14 protein-coding genes are annotated in these 17,078 nt (G+C 45.3%); 4 read left to right on the top strand and 10 right to left on the bottom strand.

Translation table 11 applies throughout. The features are described 5' to 3' along the window. Nucleotides 1–60 precede the first annotated feature (60 nt). The 8 genes from R7044_RS21890 to pilM form a co-directional block, all read right to left on the bottom strand. Nucleotides 61–1,572, bottom strand: a complete 1,512-nt coding sequence (locus tag R7044_RS21890) for an SPOR domain-containing protein (protein WP_138939164.1) — start codon at nucleotides 1,570–1,572, stop codon at nucleotides 61–63. 52 nt (nucleotides 1,573–1,624) lie between these two features. Next, nucleotides 1,625–2,725, bottom strand: a complete 1,101-nt coding sequence (gene aroB / locus R7044_RS21885; protein WP_225455806.1) for a 3-dehydroquinate synthase — start codon at nucleotides 2,723–2,725, stop codon at nucleotides 1,625–1,627. Between the two features lie 32 nt (nucleotides 2,726–2,757). Then, nucleotides 2,758–3,276, bottom strand: coding sequence for a shikimate kinase AroK (gene aroK, locus R7044_RS21880; protein ID WP_005381319.1), 519 nt, complete (start codon nucleotides 3,274–3,276; stop codon nucleotides 2,758–2,760). Nucleotides 3,277–3,463: 187 nt separating this feature from the next. Continuing rightward, nucleotides 3,464–5,209: a type IV pilus secretin PilQ gene (locus R7044_RS21875; RefSeq protein WP_171053517.1), complete on the bottom strand. Its 1,746-nt coding sequence runs from the start codon at nucleotides 5,207–5,209 to the stop codon at nucleotides 3,464–3,466. A 25-nt stretch (nucleotides 5,210–5,234) separates the two neighbouring features. After that, entirely contained in the window at nucleotides 5,235–5,750 is a 516-nt protein-coding gene (locus R7044_RS21870) for a pilus assembly protein PilP (protein WP_005382766.1), read from the bottom strand. Then, the gene (locus R7044_RS21865; protein WP_033907305.1) at nucleotides 5,740–6,333 is read right to left on the bottom strand and encodes a type 4a pilus biogenesis protein PilO; all 594 of its coding nucleotides are present in this window, start codon (nucleotides 6,331–6,333) and stop codon (nucleotides 5,740–5,742) included. The genes R7044_RS21870 and R7044_RS21865 overlap by 11 nt, the downstream gene beginning before the upstream one ends. Then, the gene (locus tag R7044_RS21860) at nucleotides 6,326–6,901 is read right to left on the bottom strand and encodes a PilN domain-containing protein (RefSeq protein WP_005381323.1); all 576 of its coding nucleotides are present in this window, start codon (nucleotides 6,899–6,901) and stop codon (nucleotides 6,326–6,328) included. Before R7044_RS21860 ends, R7044_RS21865 begins: the two co-directional genes overlap by 8 nt. Continuing rightward, a complete protein-coding gene (gene pilM, locus R7044_RS21855; RefSeq protein ID WP_033907304.1) occupies nucleotides 6,885–7,901 on the bottom strand; it encodes a type IV pilus biogenesis protein PilM in 1,017 nt (338 codons plus the stop codon). Before pilM ends, R7044_RS21860 begins: the two co-directional genes overlap by 17 nt. 144 nt (nucleotides 7,902–8,045) lie before the next feature. Here pilM and R7044_RS21850 point away from each other — a divergent pair, with 144 nt between their 5' ends. Next, nucleotides 8,046–10,607, top strand: a complete 2,562-nt coding sequence (locus R7044_RS21850) for a penicillin-binding protein 1A (protein WP_225455805.1) — start codon at nucleotides 8,046–8,048, stop codon at nucleotides 10,605–10,607. Nucleotides 10,608–10,660: 53 nt separating this feature from the next. Here R7044_RS21850 and oxyR read toward each other — a convergent pair whose 3' ends face one another. After that, nucleotides 10,661–11,572, bottom strand: a complete 912-nt coding sequence (gene oxyR / locus R7044_RS21845) for a DNA-binding transcriptional regulator OxyR (RefSeq protein WP_005381326.1) — start codon at nucleotides 11,570–11,572, stop codon at nucleotides 10,661–10,663. 169 nt (nucleotides 11,573–11,741) lie between these two features. On the opposite strand from oxyR, the gene R7044_RS21840 reads away from it, so the two are divergent. The 3 genes from R7044_RS21840 (at nucleotide 11,742) to R7044_RS21830 (ending at nucleotide 14,788) form a co-directional block, all read left to right on the top strand. Next, the gene (locus R7044_RS21840) at nucleotides 11,742–12,470 is read left to right on the top strand and encodes a redoxin family protein (RefSeq protein WP_005382781.1); all 729 of its coding nucleotides are present in this window, start codon (nucleotides 11,742–11,744) and stop codon (nucleotides 12,468–12,470) included. 191 nt (nucleotides 12,471–12,661) lie between these two features. Beyond that, entirely contained in the window at nucleotides 12,662–14,134 is a 1,473-nt protein-coding gene (locus tag R7044_RS21835) for a dihydrolipoyl dehydrogenase (protein WP_225455804.1), read from the top strand. A 372-nt stretch (nucleotides 14,135–14,506) separates the two neighbouring features. After that, nucleotides 14,507–14,788, top strand: a complete 282-nt coding sequence (locus tag R7044_RS21830) for a DUF3624 domain-containing protein (RefSeq protein WP_025768083.1) — start codon at nucleotides 14,507–14,509, stop codon at nucleotides 14,786–14,788. Nucleotides 14,789–14,982: 194 nt separating this feature from the next. Here the strand turns inward: R7044_RS21830 and argH are convergent, their stop codons facing one another. Then, nucleotides 14,983–16,857, bottom strand: a complete 1,875-nt coding sequence (gene argH, locus R7044_RS21825; RefSeq protein ID WP_017633526.1) for an argininosuccinate lyase — start codon at nucleotides 16,855–16,857, stop codon at nucleotides 14,983–14,985. Nucleotides 16,858–17,078: the final 221 nt, after the last annotated feature.

Raw genomic sequence — 17,078 nt, 5'->3', positions numbered from 1 at the left:
TATCTATCGACCAAAAATTAAGGCTGCGGAATGTAACATATTTTTCAGGGAAGCTCAGGTTTATTTCACTCGTTCAATTTCACGGTGAACCTGACGGAGTGATTTTGCCCAAGGACTCACCGACTTAACCGAATCTGGCAAGCTTGCGACGGCATCACGAGCCATTTGAATTGTCGGATAATCTTGATATGTGATGATATACCACTCGGTGTCATTACGAACGGTAGGATAAATTCGCACTTGATTATTCAGTTTATGCTCATTGAGAAAGGATTGTACATCTTCCATTGAGGTCATAGCTGCGAGTTGTAAAGTATAAGCTCTTGGCGATAGCGCTTTTAGTTCTTCACGAGCAAATGAAAACTTCACAACAGGTTGGTTTGCCTCACCCTCTTCTGACTGAGCAGGTGCTTGCGCCATATCTTGATTCGGTTTTACGACTTTAATCAAAGGAGAGCTAGTTTCATCGGCGGTTTCTGTTTTCTCAGTACCTACGACGTCATCAATCGCTTTTGTGTCTGCTGAATCAGTTTTACCTTCAAGCAATGCATCGACCACATTCGACTCAATCACCACTCTTTGTTGATTGTCATCACTGCCTACGCTCGCTACTTCTTCTGTCACTGCTGGCGGTAATGAATCAGAATCATCAACCGCACCAGAGTTATCAAGACTGCTAGAGCCATCGGTTACAGGTTGCAGTGAAGATTGCGCTGCACTGATTACTGACTCTTCAAAAGTTGGAATAGCCGTTTGCTCTAAACCGCCAGCAATTTGCTGCGCTTTATCATCAGGACTTGGTTGACTAAGCATCCACCAATAGCCACCCGCAGCAAGCAACAGTAATACTAATACCACCAACGCAATATTCAGGGGTGAACCGACAATCGAGCGGATAATGATCCTTTTTTCCACTTTCATCTCTCCTAACGCCATGATGTCACCCGGTACTGGGTCGACTTTTTTAAATGCATCTCTAACCCGTTTCTCAGACTCATCATCGACGTAGCGCGCAACAAGTGACTCAAAGAAACGACGAGCTTCCACTTCGGACAACATATCAATATCAAGCTCAACAGGCTTTATCTCTTGTCCATAACTGAGACGTGCTAGCAAACCTTCTAAACGTCCAGACTGTGTAAACAGTAAGACATTGATGGTCCAATTTGGCTTATGGTGCGTCTCTAAGACCAGCATCCAAAGCTCAGAGATAAGTGTCTCACTCAATAAATGCGCATCATCTACAACAATTGCAATGTCACACGGCTCATCACCTAAAAGCCTTTCAAGGCTATCAAGTAAAGGCTCTTGCTGATTAAACAATGCGTCTGAAACCAGTTGACTCAAAATAAGGACGCGATGCTGCACATCGTCTTGATTAGAATGACAAAGTAACAAACATTGATTTTTGTTACTGGCACCCACTTCAAGGTATCGCTGCGCTAGCCAAGATTTCCCGTACCCATCATGACCATTAATCGCAATGAGATTGGAACCAAAGTTAGTCAGTAGACCTAATCTATCAAGTAACTCGATTTGAGAATCTAATTCCAGTACGTGAGCAACACTCATCTAATAACCTTAATACACTACAAGAATGACGCCCAAAGGCGCCATTACAAGGTTAAATATCGCGACCGAAGTCTATCGCCTGTTTGAGTACGTCTTGCGTCGTATCAGCAATTACCTCGGCAGTGCCAATGCCTGTAGGCAAAACCAATCGTAATTGACCAGAGAGGACTTTCTTATCTCGCATCATGTGCTTGATGAAGTCATCGAAATTCATACTGTCTGGAGTATGCACAGGCAGTTTTGCACGACGCAAAATCGCAACAATACGCTCAAATTGCTCTTCCGAGATCAGACCGCGTAGATGCGACGTTTTGGCCGCCATAACAGTGCCGGAAGATACCGCTTCACCATGCAGCCAATTGCCATAACCAAGTTCCGCTTCAATCGCATGACCAAAGGTGTGACCTAAGTTAAGCAAAGCACGGATGCCCGACTCTTTCTCATCCTGAGCCACCACTTCCGCTTTTATTTCACAGCAACGTGCGATCGCATAAGTTAGTGCTTCTTCATCCAACGCATACAAGCGCTCAAGATTGTCTTCTAACCATACAAAAAAATCTGCATCGTAAATAATGCCGTACTTAATGACTTCGGCGATACCCGCAGCGAACTCACGTTCAGGCAACGTCGACAGGCAGTTGGTATCAATGATCACGGCTTTAGGTTGGTAAAACGCACCTATCATGTTCTTACCCAACGGATGGTTAACCGCGGTTTTTCCACCAACCGAAGAGTCCACTTGGGATAGTAATGTGGTCGGTATTTGAATAAAGTCGACCCCACGCTGGTAACAGGCAGACGCAAAACCCACAAGGTCGCCAATAACACCACCACCTAACGCGATGATCACAACATCACGAGCATAACTCCCTTCCAGTAAGAAGTTCATTACTTGATTAAATACATCCAAGTTTTTGTACTGTTCACCGTCAGGCAATTCTAACAAGGATGCACTATAACCGAGCTGCTCGAGTTGCTTTAAAATTTTGTCTGCATACAAAGGCGCCACTGTGACATTACTGATCACAGCAACTTTTTGTTTTGCATTTTTGTTTGAGAGAACTTGAGAGAGGTACGCCGGGTCCTCAAATAACCCGGCGCCAATAGAGATTGGGTAGCTACGCTCAGCTAGGTTGACCGTAATCCGTTCCATCGGTTTGCTCCAATTAAAAAAAAGATAAAGACTTATCTCTCTTCTAGCATTTTTACGATCTGGTTGGCTACCACTTTTGCACTTTGATCGTCAGTGCGAACAGTGTAATCCGCTACTTCTTCATATAAAGGATTACGTTCTTCAGCTAATTGCTCCAATACTTCGCGAGGGTTATCCGTTTGAAGTAAAGGACGCTTCTTGTCGCGGTTTGTACGCGCAAGTTGCTTTTCAATCGTCGTTTCTAAGTAAACAACAACACCACGTGCCGAAAGACGATTGCGGTTTTCTTTGCTCTTAACAGAGCCACCGCCAGTCGCAAGCACGATGCCTTGCTCTTGTGTTAGGTCTTCAAGTACCGCTTCTTCACGCTTGCGGAAGCCTTCTTCACCTTCTACATCAAAAACCCAAGAGATGTCTGCACCAGTGCGTTCTTCGATCACTGTATCGGAGTCAACAAACTCCATATGCAGTTGCTGTGCTAGATGTCTACCAATTGTACTTTTGCCGGCGCCCATTGGGCCAACAAGGAAAATATTACGTTTCTCAGCCATGTTTAGCAGTAATTTACAACATTGATTCAATAAGATCGCCACAAGAAAACACAGCTAAACTGCTGTTCTACAAGGCTTGTGGCACCAGTTCCTCACAGATAATTCGTGATAAGACCCGAAATTATCCAAGCATGGTGCCACTATTGCAACTTTATTTTTGATTTAATCAGTTTTTCCCGAGGCAGAACTACTGAATCACCACCTTAGGCGTGACGAAAATTAACAGCTCACTTTTGCCAACATTTTCATAGCTTCGACGAAAAAGCGCACCTAATAGCGGCAGATCGCCCAACAAAGGCACTTTGTCCACCGAGTTAGTAATGCTGTGCTGAAAAATACCACCAAGAACGACCGTTTCACCGTTATTCACTAACACTTGCGTCCCGATACGTTGAGTATCAATCGCAACAGCTTCACCAGTGCCTGTCTTCACGACTTGTCCAGGTCTATCTTGCGTGACACTTAAATCCAATACTAAGCGGTTATCCGGTGTGATTTGCGGGGTTACCTTCAAACTTAATACCGCCTTTTTGAACGTCACCGTCGTTGCACCACTTGATGATGACTCTAGGTAAGGAATCTCTGTACCTTGTTCGATATAGGCTGGTTTCTTATTGGTAGTGATCAAACGTGGGCTCGAGATAATCTCAGCTTTAGACTCTTGTTGCAGAGCAGAAAGCTCAAGATCCAACAAGGTGTCTGAACCTAACTTTGCGACCTGAAAAGCAATGCTGGTCGCATTCGGACTGGTTGCAGCTAAGTTTACATTAAGGAAGTCATCGATCCCCACTCCATCACCGTCACCACCGTCGTCGCCCCCTTCTCCATTATAGAGACCGATCGTGGCAAGGTTGTTCTCAATAGAACCGCCCACTGTATTACTGCCATTAATAGACGTAAAACCCCAACGAATCCCTAACTCATCCATGTTACCTTCATTGATGGTCACAATACGCGCCTCAATTTGAACCTGTTTAACTGGAATATCCAAAGACTCAATAATTTCTCGAATCACCTCGATGTTTTCAGGTAACTCTCTAATCAATAACGAGTTAGTTCGCTCATCAATGGTCATACTGCCGCGCTCTGACAGCATGCTGATATTTCCTTCTCCATTGATCATCTCCGCAATATCTGATGCTTTAGCAAAATTAACTTTGATGATTTCAGATGAAAGCTCTCCCATTTCTTCCGTCAATTTTTGTTTTTCTAACTGCTGCTTCTCACGCAAGTCCAACTCATCAGTCGGAGCAACTAAAATCACGTTGCCATCAACACGCTTATCTAACCCCTTAACTTGCAAAATAATATCCAGCACTTGCTGCCAAGGGACACCATCAAGACGAAGCGTGAGGTTGCCTTCTACAGAGTCGGAGACAACCAAATTGAATTGGTTGTAATCAGCAATAAGCTGCAAGACGTTTCGCACAGGAATATCTTGGAAGTTAATCGAAATAAGCTTACCTTCTCTTTCTAAAATGCTTTTATCTGGGGCTTTCTCATTGGGTTTGATCTTCGCTACTTTGATTTCCAAAAAACGCCCCGTTAAACGGTAATCATGCATGTATTCTTCATTGATGTGCGCAACCAAGCGCGTAGTTGAGGTATAGCGAAACACTTCTACGCTCTCAACCACAGTCGAAAAGTCTTTCACGTCTAGGAGATACAATTGCTCGTCTTTTACTGAAGTGTTAAGCAAATCGATACTTAACCCTTCCTGTACACGCTTGATATCTACAATCGCGGCCGGTGACGCCAATTCGACGACAATCACGGCGTCTTTATCTTTATTAGTTCGAAAGTCGATACTTTTTAGGGCATTGGACGAAACTTCTTCAGCTGCCGCTAAAGGGGCTAAAAATACAAACAACCATAAGGAGAAGAGCCCAGTAAGTATCCTTGGTGTACGTGTTAATCCTTGTCTCATTTTCATTACTCAATATCAAAAATAAATGGGGCTATCTCAAAGCCAACTTAACTTTACGTTTTTGCCAACATCCTAAGCCGTCGGGCAACGTTTCATTAATCAACAAGTAGGAGTGGCTGACATGGGTCACTTTGCCATTATTGCGTCCGAGGTATTGACCCGGCTTAACTTTATAGACGGTGCCATTGGGAGCCTGAACAAGGCCAGAAACCGTGTTATCCATGCCCATGACACCTTTCAAACGTAATTGGCTTAATGGGAATTTTTCTAATTTACCAGTTCGCCTTCTTGAGGGCGGTTGCCAACAATCTTTTCTTGCAACTGGCTGAGTCGCGATAGTGGCTTCTTTGGGTAATTCAAAGGGTGCACGCTGTACTTCCGGTGCGTACGTGACTGCAACATATTTGTCTGCGGGCTTAAGCTTCTCGACCTCTCGACGCGCCTGTGTTTCCACTCCTCGAATAAAATCCGTCAATGATTCATCATTCGCCTGGCAACCCATCAATAGAGAACCCATCAGTACCAGCAACAAAGACTTACTTGTCATTTTTCGTCTCCTCCGGCTTAAACTGATAGGTGTTAGCGCGCACCCGAAAGTGCAGGGTTTCACTCTCTTGGCTGACACGTTGCCAAGTCACATCTTTAAACGTGATGATTCGAGGTAGCGTCGCTATCGCCTGAGAAAAATGGCCGATGTCATGAAAGTCGCCCGTTAACTCTATGTTTAAAGGAAGACGATAAAGGAAGTGCTCTGATTGTTTTTCGCCCCAGTCGATTCGGGTGAAAGTCAGCTTATTGTCGATGCCAAGCTCATTCACTGAAGCGAGCATTGTAGCCAGCTCTTTTTGCGCAGGCAGTTGTTGCAGTAATAACTCGTAACGAGTGGTAAGTTCATCCAATTGAGATTGAAGCTGAGGCAACGCTGCCACTTTGTTCGCTTTGATCTTCAATGCCACCTTGAGTGTCTGCTCCTGCTGGATCAAGTGATTCAACTGTTCTTCTTTCGGTTTAAGGTAAAACCAATAACCTAAGCCTTGAATCGCCATGATCAGAAGCGCGATTACTACAATCTGGGGCAACAATGGCCACTCGGCCATTTCATCTATTTCGAGATCCTGCCAATCAACCACGTTGAGCCTCCAATTTCTTCTCCGTTACTTTGAACATGAAAGACACTTTGAATGTTTGAAACTCTTTCCCAAAACGGGCTTTGCCGTGAACGATGGAATGCATTTCTACGTCGTTCAACTTGGCCGAGCGCTCCATGTTGTCCAGCATCGTGGCAAGTTTTGGAGTGCTATCTGAGATCCCAGAGATCTCAATTTCCAGATCATTCATTTTGATCTTGTCGACATATACACCTTCAGGGATAACGGCAGGCATTAAGTTCATGAACTCGGTCGTTTTGTTTCGTCCGTTTTGTAAACCTTCAACGACCTTTAGACGTTCGAGGATTTTGCTGTGCTCTTGCTCTGCAATTTTCATTGCTTCAATACGCTGGTCGAGTTCGGCAATGTAGTGAGTGAGGTAATCGAGCCGCTCCTGTTGTTGATCTTGTTGGTACTCAAAAAACTTTCCAATACCCCACTGGATGCCAACAGCGACCAACATGCCTAATGCGACCAAACTGATGAAACGACGTCGGTGCTCTTCTCTTTGATTCTCTCGCCAAGGAAGTAAATTAATGCGATAAAGCACGGGCACCTCCTAGCCAATGAATGCCACGAACGGCCAGTCCGGCTGCTGTTGAGAAATGCTGCCAATCCACAGCGCGACGCTTACGCTTAGACACCTTCATCTCAAATAGCCCTAGCGGATTTAGCAATTCACACTCTAACGACAATTGTTGAGACAACTCCTCTGCGAGCATGGGAGTGGAGGCCCCTTCCCCTGATAACCAGATACCCTTGATGTTTTGTGAGCCATTGATTGAGGTATAGAGCTGCATCTGGCGCTTTACTCGCTCTACGATTTGACGGTTAAACAGCTCTGTTTTCTCCTGAGCATCATCGGACAGAAAATCGACTGGAGAAGCGCTGTTTGCTCCGCGTGTGCCGTAAGCAAACTCTTTGTGAAACAGTTCACCTTGTTCGGTAAACATGGTGAAGGAGCTCGATAAGGTGCCAATATCGAGTAAGCAGTATTTGTTTTTGTCAGGAAAGCGATCGGCGGTGAGCTTCCAGATATGACCAAGGCTTTGCGAATGCACGTCCACTAAAACAGGTTTTAGTCCGGACTTTTGTAATGCATCGACTCGGCCTTCTACCACATCTTTTCTTGTCGCAAACACTTGATAGCTATCACTGCCACTCTGCCCGCCCTCCGCGAGAAGACGAACGAAGTCTAAACTCAGCTCTTCGACAGGGAATGGCGATTGATGAGAAAAGGCTTGTATCACTGCAAACTCAACTTCACTCTCTTCAAGATTTTGTTCTATTTGCAGTTTCTTGCTAATTACCGAGTTATCAGGAACTGAAATCGCAACTTTTTTAGCGCCAAAAGGCAGTTCTTTTTTTATCTGCTTGAGGGTCTTTACAATTTCTTGATGATTTATGGTGTTATTTTCAGCGACAATACCTTCCTTTAGTAATATTTCTTTGTAACCCAACAGAGCGTAATTGTTGCCTGTGGGTTTAAGTACTACGGCTTTGAGGCTGTTATGGCCTATATCGATGCCGGTAACGATTAGCTTATCCATCTCTTACTCTCGCTCCGAAATTTCTTCGTGCAAAGGTTGTTATTAGCATCCAAATAAGAGTTAATATCTCTTATGTGCTAAATTTTTGACCTAAGAGTACAAGGGTTTGCCGTTACACAGCCTCAACCAATCAGGGATTCTCCGGTGAAGTTCATAAAGCGTTTATTATTTTTAACATTGATTTGCATAATTCTTGGAGTCACCACAATATTTGGCTTCTATCAGTACGTGAAGCCTGAATTGCCAGATGTTGCAACTCTAAAAGACGTTGAATTACAAACACCTATGAAGGTGTTTAGTCAAGACGGGAAGCTGATCGCACAGTTCGGTGAAAAGCGTCGTATTCCTGTTACTTATGACGAAATTCCTCAAGACTTAATTCACGCGCTCATCGCAACCGAAGATAGTCGTTTCTATGAGCATCCTGGTATCGACCCTATCGGCATCACTCGTGCAGCGGTTGTTGTTGCGGTTTCAGGCTCGGCTAAACAGGGTGCAAGTACGATTACGCAACAGCTAGCTCGTAACTTCTTCTTATCTAATGAGAAGAAGATCATGCGTAAGATTAAAGAGATTTTTATTGCTATCCATATTGAGCAGCTTTTAAGTAAGCAAGAAATCATGGAGCTTTATGTCAATAAAATCTTCCTTGGTTACCGCTCATATGGCTTTGGTGCTGCCGCTCAAGTGTATTTTGGCAAGAGCCTTGATGAATTGACGTTAAGTGAGATTGCAACACTCGCTGGTATGCCAAAAGCGCCATCAACCATGAACCCAATTTACTCTCTTGAGCGCGCAACAAAACGCCGTAACGTTGTATTAATGCGAATGCTTGATGAGAAATACATTACACAAGAGCAGTATGACGAAGCACGCAATGAGCCTATTGTGGCGCGTTATCATAGCGCTGAGATTGAGCTTTCCGCACCTTACGTAGCAGAGTTGGCTCGTGCATGGGCAGTAAAAGAATACGGTGAAGAGGAAGCTTATACCTCTGGCTTGAATATCTACATGACTGTGGATTCTAAACTGCAAGATGCTGCAAATACGTCTGCGGTAAATAACCTCTTGTCATACGATGAACGTCATGGCTACCGTGGTGCAGAAAGTGTGCTTTGGAAAGAAGGGGAAGCGACCTGGGACAATGAGCAAATAGAAAAGCACCTGAAGAAACAGCCAACTTATGGTGACCTTTACCCTGCGGTTGTGACGAAAGTCGATGAGAAGACGGCACAAGTATGGGTTAAGAACCATGAAGAGCAAACCATCCCTTGGACTGGAATGCACTGGGCGCGTAAGTACATTACTGATAACCGCCAAGGCTCAACACCAAAGTCAGCGCATGATGTGCTAGCGACAGGTCAACAAGTTTGGGTTCGCGAAGTAAGTGAAACCGATGAAGATGACAACACAACACTGAGCTGGAAACTGAGCCAAGTGCCGACAGCAAACACCGCGTTTGTTGCGATGAACCCAGAAAATGGCGCGATATTGTCGCTGGTTGGTGGTTTCAACTTTGTTCACAGCAAGTTTAACCGTGCAACCATGTCAGTGCGTCAGGTTGGTTCAAGTATCAAGCCTTTCATCTACTCGGCAGCAATTGACAAAGGGCTGACTCTAGCGACTTTGATTAACGATGCGCCAATTAACAAGTGGGATGCAGGTTCTGGTTCAGCTTGGCGACCAAAAAACTCACCACCAACTTATGGTGGCCCAACGCGTCTTCGCCTCGGCTTAGCTCAATCAAAAAACGTCATGGCAGTGCGTACACTCCGTGAAGTTGGCCTCGAGGAGACACGTCAGTACCTTACTCGTTTCGGTTTTGATATTAACCAAGTACCGCGTTCAGAGACCATCGCACTCGGAGCTGGCAGCTTAACACCAATGAAAGTGGCACAAGGTTACTCTGTGTTTGCGAACGGTGGTTATTACGTTGAACCATTCTATGTAGAACGCGTGGAAGATGCATTCGGTGAAGTACTGTTTAAAGCCAATCCAAAGAGTGTTTGTCATAAGGATTGTCCGCAAATGAGCGAGCAGCCAGAAAATCGCTACGCTGATGAATTTGGCGAACAAGACGTCGCAATTGATGGCCTTGCAACAGACAATGCCCTTGAAAATGATGAACCTCAATATGCACCACAAGTTATCTCTGAACAGAATGCATTCTTAATGCGTGAGATGATGTACAGCAACATTTGGGGTGGCGGTAACTGGCGTGAAGGCACAGGTTGGAATGGTACAGGCTGGCGCGCGCAAAAACTTGGTCGTCGTGATATCGGGGGTAAAACGGGTACAACGAATGATTCCAAGGATGCTTGGTACAATGGCTATGGACCTGGTGTCGTTGCCATAGCTTGGGTTGGCTTTGATGATCACTCACGTGCACTTGGCCGCACCACCGTTAACAGCAACCTAGGGCAAGGCCAAATTTCTGGTGCCGAGTCGGGTGCGAAAACCGCAGAGCCTGCTTGGATTGACTTCATGCGTGTTGCGCTAGAAGGGACGCCGGAGCAAGGTAAAAATATTCCAGAGGATATTATTCGAGTTCGTATTGATCGCAACAGCGGTATGCTAACGCACAAAGTAGATAGCACATCAATGTTCGAATACTTTGAAAAAGGCACGGAGCCTACCGAATACGCTGGCGACCGTTTAGAAGATAGTATTTATTCTTCAGGCTCTGGCGCAGAAGAACTGTTCTAAATAACAAAAGCACAAGGGAGAGCATCAAGCTCTCCCTTTTTTATTTCTGCTTTTTATGCTGCAGCATTCAATGATGGATAAGAAGCCAAAACCTCTTTAATCTTCGCTGCTAAAGCTTCAAACCTAGCTCGTAATGGTGAGCCCGGACGGTATACGAGAACGATATTACGCGAGGGGGTTGGGTTAACAGCTGGTACGTAGCATACGCCATCTTTTTGCTTCTCATTAGGGATAGAAAGCTGAGGCAATAACGTAATCCCCGCACCGGCAGCAACCATGTTGCGTAACGTCTCCAAGCTGGTGGCTTTAAAACGCTCATCGTCTTTTGCACCAGCGGCAAAACAAAAACCTAACGCTTGATCTCGCAGACAGTGGCCGTCTCCCAACGCTAAAACGGTTTTACCATTCAGCTCCAACATATCAACATGGTCGAGAGAGGCCCACTCATGGTCACATGGCACTGCGACACTTAATGGCTCTTGATACACTTCGATCTCTTTAAATGGCGCAGTTTCATCAACCGAAGCTAAAACTAAGCAATCTAGTTTGCCTTCTTCCAATTGACGCACTAATTGATGTGTTTGAGCTTCGTGAAGAAATAGCTCCAGCTCAGGAAATGCTTCTTTTATCTGCGGCAGAATTTTGGGTAGTAGATAAGGCCCAACCGTCGGGATGAAACCAATATGCATCGGTCCAGTCATGGCTCCGCTTTGACCGCTTGCCATATCTCTGAAGGTTTTCACTTCACTTAAGATGCGTTTAGCCTGCTCCACCAGCTGTAACCCTGAATCGGTAAACAAAACACGTCGGCTGCTTCGCTCTAAAAGCGTGGTCCCGAGTTCATCCTCTAGTTTACGAATTTGCCCACTCAATGTTGGCTGGCTAACAAAACATGCCTCTGCCGCTTTGCGAAAGTGCTTATGTTCCGCAAGTGCAACTAAGTACTCAAAATCTCGAATATTCATAATTCACGCTTCGCTTCTTTAACAATAGCTAATACCTATCAAAACCATAACACCAAACGATTAGAGCTATCAAAGGATTTTTACAATAATGGGCTCAACAAAACGAAACAGAGCGACGAAAAACGCTAAGCTCTATACGCATAATTTAAAATAGTTAAAGGAAATCATTATGTTTGTATCTAAAGAAGGTCAACAAGTCCCTCAAGTTACTTTTCCAGTTCGTCAAGGTGACTCTTGGGTGAATGTAACGACCGATGAGCTATTTAAAGGTAAGACCGTTATCGTATTTAGCTTACCGGGTGCATTTACTCCAACATGTTCATCAAGCCATCTACCTCGTTACAACGAATTGTTCCCTGTATTTAAAGAGCACGGAGTGGATGAGATTATTTGTGTCTCGGTCAATGATACGTTCGTGATGAATGCATGGAAACAAGACCAAGAAGCAGAAAACATTACCTTCATCCCGGATGGTAATGGTGAATTCACCGATGGCATGGGTATGTTAGTGGATAAAAACGACATCGGCTTTGGCAAACGTTCATGGCGTTACAGCATGCTAGTAAAAGATGGCGTAGTGGAAAAAATGTTCATTGAGCCAAACGAACCAGGCGACCCATTCAAGGTGTCAGACGCAGATACGATGCTGAACTACATAGCGCCTGACTACAAAACGCAAGAATCCATCACGGTGTTCACTAAACCAGGCTGCCCTTTCTGTATGAAAGCGAAACAAAATCTGATTGACCACGGTCTTCAATATGAAGAAGTGATTCTGGGTAAAGACGCAACAACAGTTAGTCTACGAGCTATATCTGGTCGCACGACTGTTCCACAAGTCTTTATCGGTGGCAAGCACATCGGCGGTAGCGAAGAGCTAGAAGCGTATCTAGGCTAAGCTGTCCATAGCCTACACCCTCGGTCTCCGGTGCCTTTTGGCTCGGAGGCCAACCCTAAACCACTTCTTCTACTAGTCTAGATAAGTAGTCATCTGCCAATAAGGTGACTACTTATCCAGATTCAACTATCCAATTTACTCTCCAAGCTCAATGTAGCTAGCTTGGCTTAAAACAAAAGCGAGAGTTCACGATGAAACAAGTTAATGTCGACGTAGCGATTATTGGTGGCGGGACGGCTGGTCTTGGTGCTTATCGAGCAGCAAAAGCTCATACCAACAGCGTGGTAATGATTGAGGGCGGTCCCTACGGAACAACCTGTGCTCGTGTCGGATGCATGCCGTCTAAGCTGTTAATTGCGGCAGCAGAAAGTGTTCATCAAATCGAAAAAGCACCTGGATTTGGGATACACCCGCAAGGTGAAGTACGAATTAACGGACGAGAAGTTATGGATCGTGTAAAGCGCGAACGCGATCGTTTTGTTGGCTTTGTGCTTGAAAGTGTCGATGATATTCCCGCTGAAGACAAACCATCGGGCTACGCGAAGTTTGCCGATGACCACACTCTCATCATAGATGATCATACTCAGGTCACCGCACAGCGCATTGTTATTGCGACAGGATCTCGTCCAGCATATCCGGCAGCTTGGAATGAACTGGGTGATCGCCTAGTGATTAACGATGATGTATTTGACTGGGATGACTTACCAGAGTCCGTTGCAGTATTTGGCCCAGGAGTCATCGGCCTTGAATTGGGTCAGGCTTTACACCGCCTAGGAGTAAACGTGAAGCTCTTTGGCCTTGGAGGACAAGTGGGCCCACTGACAGACCCAGAGGTGATGGCGTATGCAGATAAAGCCTTTAAGGAAGAGTTCTACCTAGATGCAGATGTAAAAGTCGAAAGCATGAAACGCATTGCTTCGCCAGACAATGACGGCGAAGACAAGGTCGAAATCCAATTCATCAACCATGATGGTGAATTAGAAACTTTCGTTGTCGATTACGTATTGGCCGCAACGGGTCGTCGTCCAAACGTCGATAAGCTGGCGATCGAGAACACCAATGTGGCTCTCGATGAACGTGGCGTACCAACGGCGGATCACTACACATTGCAAACTTCGGTAGAGAGCATCTTCATCGCAGGTGATGCAAGTAACCAAATTCCACTGCTGCACGAAGCCGCTGACCAAGGCCGTATTGCTGGAGACAACGCAGGCCGTTTCCCAGATATTCGTGCGGGTCTGCGTCGCTCACCAATTTCAGCCGTGTTCTCCGACCCTCAAATTGCTATGGTTGGCGAAACATATAAACAACTAGAAACACGTCTAGGCACATGTGGATGTTTCGCAACCGGTGAAGTCTCGTTTGAAAATCAAGGACGTTCGCGCGTCATGCTTCGTAATAAAGGCATTCTGCATGTCTACGGAGAGCAAGGCACTGGACGTTTTTTAGGTGCAGAAATGATGGGCCCGAATGCAGAGCATCTTGCTCACCTTTTAGCATGGGCGCACCAAAATAGGATGACGATTTCTGAGATGTTAGATATGCCCTTCTATCACCCAGTGATTGAAGAAGGCGTCCGCACCGCTCTACGTGATTTGAATGCAAAACTACACTTAGGGCCAGAAATGGTGAAACATTGTCTTGACTGCGGCCCTGGCTGCTAACGCTTTCAGGCTTCTATCTAAATATAAAGCAAAGCCTCGTCATCAACGAGGCTTTGCTTTACTACTTCGGTGCAATGAAATCTCTCTTACGCTGCCATCATTGCATAGCGGCTGACCATACAAATCGCGACAACACCGATCATAAAGAACCCACCAGCGATACTCAGCGCAAGTTTCAACTCTGTCGACATCATTATATTTCCTGTTAAAGACTGACAGCACACCATACATCAATTACGTGCCACAAAGCTTTTACAAAGCTAACTTTCCATTTTTGGTTGTGTCATGGCGCTCTAAGCCCGTGTAAGAAACGCTTTCCACCATTTAGTTAGATATATAATCTGAAGCAACACTAATGGTTTGGAAAACACTATGACTTGTCGCCGCTGCGAGGAACATTGGTTTTGGAAAAAACTTGGACGTTGCCAACGATGCTTGGATCAATTGACGGTACTTTCTGTACTGTGTTGGATTGTGTGGTGGTTTACGCTCAAAGATGATCCACAAAGCATCGAGTCGATCGCTTTGATCTTTGCCGGCTTCGCTTTCAACGTTTTGTTGTTTCTACACTTATGGATGCGTTTTGTCATCTTGCCTTGGCAACGTCGAAAGGGACAAAAAAAGGCCAATAAAAAAGAGAAAAGTGACAGATAGAAAAAAGCCCCAAAACCAATGTCAGTTCTGGGGCTCTCTTAGATTCTTCTAAGAAAAAGCAGTGGTACTTTAATAGACCGGGCTTCCTCTCAAAGGTTCCAAATTTTTTCGATTTTTTTAGCGAATACTGATGTAAGTAAACAGGAAAATGACTATGTCATTGAATGCTAATAAAATCACTCCACAACTTCAGTTCATGCCACATGCGTTTTTTGGATCACTTGCTCCATTAAATTGATCTCAAGCGCTACCTCATCACATGCATGTTGACGTGGGCACTGATCGCAATCTTTCAGAACTTTCTCCGGCAGTAATGACTTCGATGTCGGTAAAAAGCTTTGCTTCATAAAGAACTCAGGCGTTCGCGTTAGAACAAAGACTTTCTTGATCGCCATCTGGCGCGCTTTCTCAACCAAATAGTTCACAATCGCACTGCCCTGCCCTTGGCCTTGCCAGCCCGCTTCGATACCAAGAGAGCGTATTTCAGCCAACCCTGAGTCATACACATATAGAGAAGCGCAACCCGTCACTTCACCATGATGCTCAGCCACCGCGAAAGAGCCAATATCTCTCACGAGCTCATTACGAGAGCGCGGAAGATTCTCACCAAGGTTCGCCCAGTAAGCAACCATACCTTCCAGCGTTTCAATGTCCGTCAAACGTGCAGGACGCACTTTCACCGCCGAGCTGTCACGCTGGCTCAGGCGCTTATCCGCTTGTTCTACCGCGTAAGCGACCTGGTGAGGCGAAACACCCCCCAAAGCACAACGCTTTTCCAAACACGAATCGATAGTCAGAATGTCATACACATCATCTTCAATCACCTCAGAGAAGGCTTTTAGCTCTTGCAGAGACAATTCTTCCAGCGCACAGCCTTTAGCAATAGCACCAACGACCGCGACACCGACGATGTGGTGAGCTTCACGGAATGGGATGCCTTTCGCCACTAGGTAATCAGCCAACTCAGTCGAGTTTGCGTAACCTTGTTTCGCCGCTTCTAGTGTGCGCTCGCCATTCACTTTAATACCGTCAAAACACAGAGCTGCCATTTCCATGCAGTCGTTCCATGTATCTAAAGCGTCAAACAACCCTTCTTTATCTTCCTGCATGTCTTTGTTGTACGCCAATGGCAAGGCTTTAACTGTCATCATCATGCTCGATAATGCGCCATAGACACGCCCTGTCTTACCACGGATCAACTCAAGTGCATCTGGGTTTTTCTTCTGTGGCATTAATGACGAACCAGATGTCACCGTATCCGCTAACTCAATGAAGTTTGACTCGCCTGAATTGTAGAAGATCATATCTTCTGCAAGACGAGAAAGGTGAAGCATAGAAATCGACGCCACCGACATCAGTTCCATCACATGATCACGATCTGAAACCGAATCGAGTGAATTACGCGTAGCACGGTGGAAACCGAGATTATGTGCTAATTGTTCGCGATCAATCGGATAAGCCGTTCCCGCTAACGCACCCGAGCCAAGTGGACAAGTGTCGAGACGCTGTAAGGCATCATTCAGACGAGAGTAGTCACGCTCGAACATTTCAACATAAGCCAAGCACCAGTGAGCAAAGGTTACAGGTTGAGCACGCTGAAGATGAGTATAGCCTGGCAATACGGTGCCTTGGTGCTGTTTAGCAACATGGACCATTTGTGCTTGTAGGCGATCTAAAGCAATCAATAATTGCTGACCTTGCTGACGACACCAAAGTTTCAAGTCTGTGGCGACTTGGTCATTCCGAGAACGCCCAGTGTGGAGTTTTTTACCTAAATCTCCCACTTTACTGATTAGCTGCTGTTCAACCCAAGAGTGGATATCTTCTGCATCAGAGCGAAGAATTTGGTGAGGGTCTTCCATCACTTCTAACTTCAGCTCATTTAAAGCAAGTTCCAGTTTCTGCTGTTCTTCTGCCGATAGCACATCAACAGAAAGCAGAGCTTTAGACCATGCGATTGAACCTACGATGTCTTGCTCAGCCAATCGGTAGTCAAAACGCAACGAATCATTGAACTCTTTAAATCTGGTGTCTGCCGCTTGGGTAAATCTTCCGCCCCATAATGCCATTGCGTCTCTCCTGATGACTATTGCTTACTCTAACGTTCTCGAATGAGTAGTAACCAATTTGATGGTCATTTGCTCACTTTTTCTTATGGGTCAACGTTACGGCAATTTCGATAAAAAATAAAGTATAAATTCAATATTTTTACATATATATTCAAACAAACTTTAGATACTCGCTTTTAGAAACCAAAAGACCCGCCTATAAATGGCGGGTCTTTATTCAA

Source organism: Vibrio sp. 1402 (genome assembly GCF_033340275.1).
Note: the sequence above shows the minus strand (reverse complement) of the source record. Positions and strands in the feature narration are given on the sequence as shown.

Bases quoted from the DNA above. Each gene is read 5' to 3' on its own strand.
- pilM (WP_033907304.1), bottom strand. From the start codon at position 7,901: ATGGATAAGCTAATCGTTACCGGCATCGATATAGGCCATAACAGCCTC.
- R7044_RS21835 (WP_225455804.1), top strand. From the start codon at position 12,662: ATGAAACAAGTTAATGTCGACGTAGCGATTATTGGTGGCGGGACGGCT.
- argH (WP_017633526.1), bottom strand. From the start codon at position 16,857: ATGGCATTATGGGGCGGAAGATTTACCCAAGCGGCAGACACCAGATTT.
- aroK (WP_005381319.1), bottom strand. From the start codon at position 3,276: ATGGCTGAGAAACGTAATATTTTCCTTGTTGGCCCAATGGGCGCCGGC.
- R7044_RS21890 (WP_138939164.1), bottom strand. From the start codon at position 1,572: ATGAGTGTTGCTCACGTACTGGAATTAGATTCTCAAATCGAGTTACTT.
- R7044_RS21840 (WP_005382781.1), top strand. From the start codon at position 11,742: ATGTTTGTATCTAAAGAAGGTCAACAAGTCCCTCAAGTTACTTTTCCA.
- R7044_RS21875 (WP_171053517.1), bottom strand. From the start codon at position 5,209: ATGAAAATGAGACAAGGATTAACACGTACACCAAGGATACTTACTGGG.
- oxyR (WP_005381326.1), bottom strand. From the start codon at position 11,572: ATGAATATTCGAGATTTTGAGTACTTAGTTGCACTTGCGGAACATAAG.
- R7044_RS21830 (WP_025768083.1), top strand. From the start codon at position 14,507: ATGACTTGTCGCCGCTGCGAGGAACATTGGTTTTGGAAAAAACTTGGA.
- R7044_RS21870 (WP_005382766.1), bottom strand. From the start codon at position 5,750: ATGACAAGTAAGTCTTTGTTGCTGGTACTGATGGGTTCTCTATTGATG.
- aroB (WP_225455806.1), bottom strand. From the start codon at position 2,725: ATGGAACGGATTACGGTCAACCTAGCTGAGCGTAGCTACCCAATCTCT.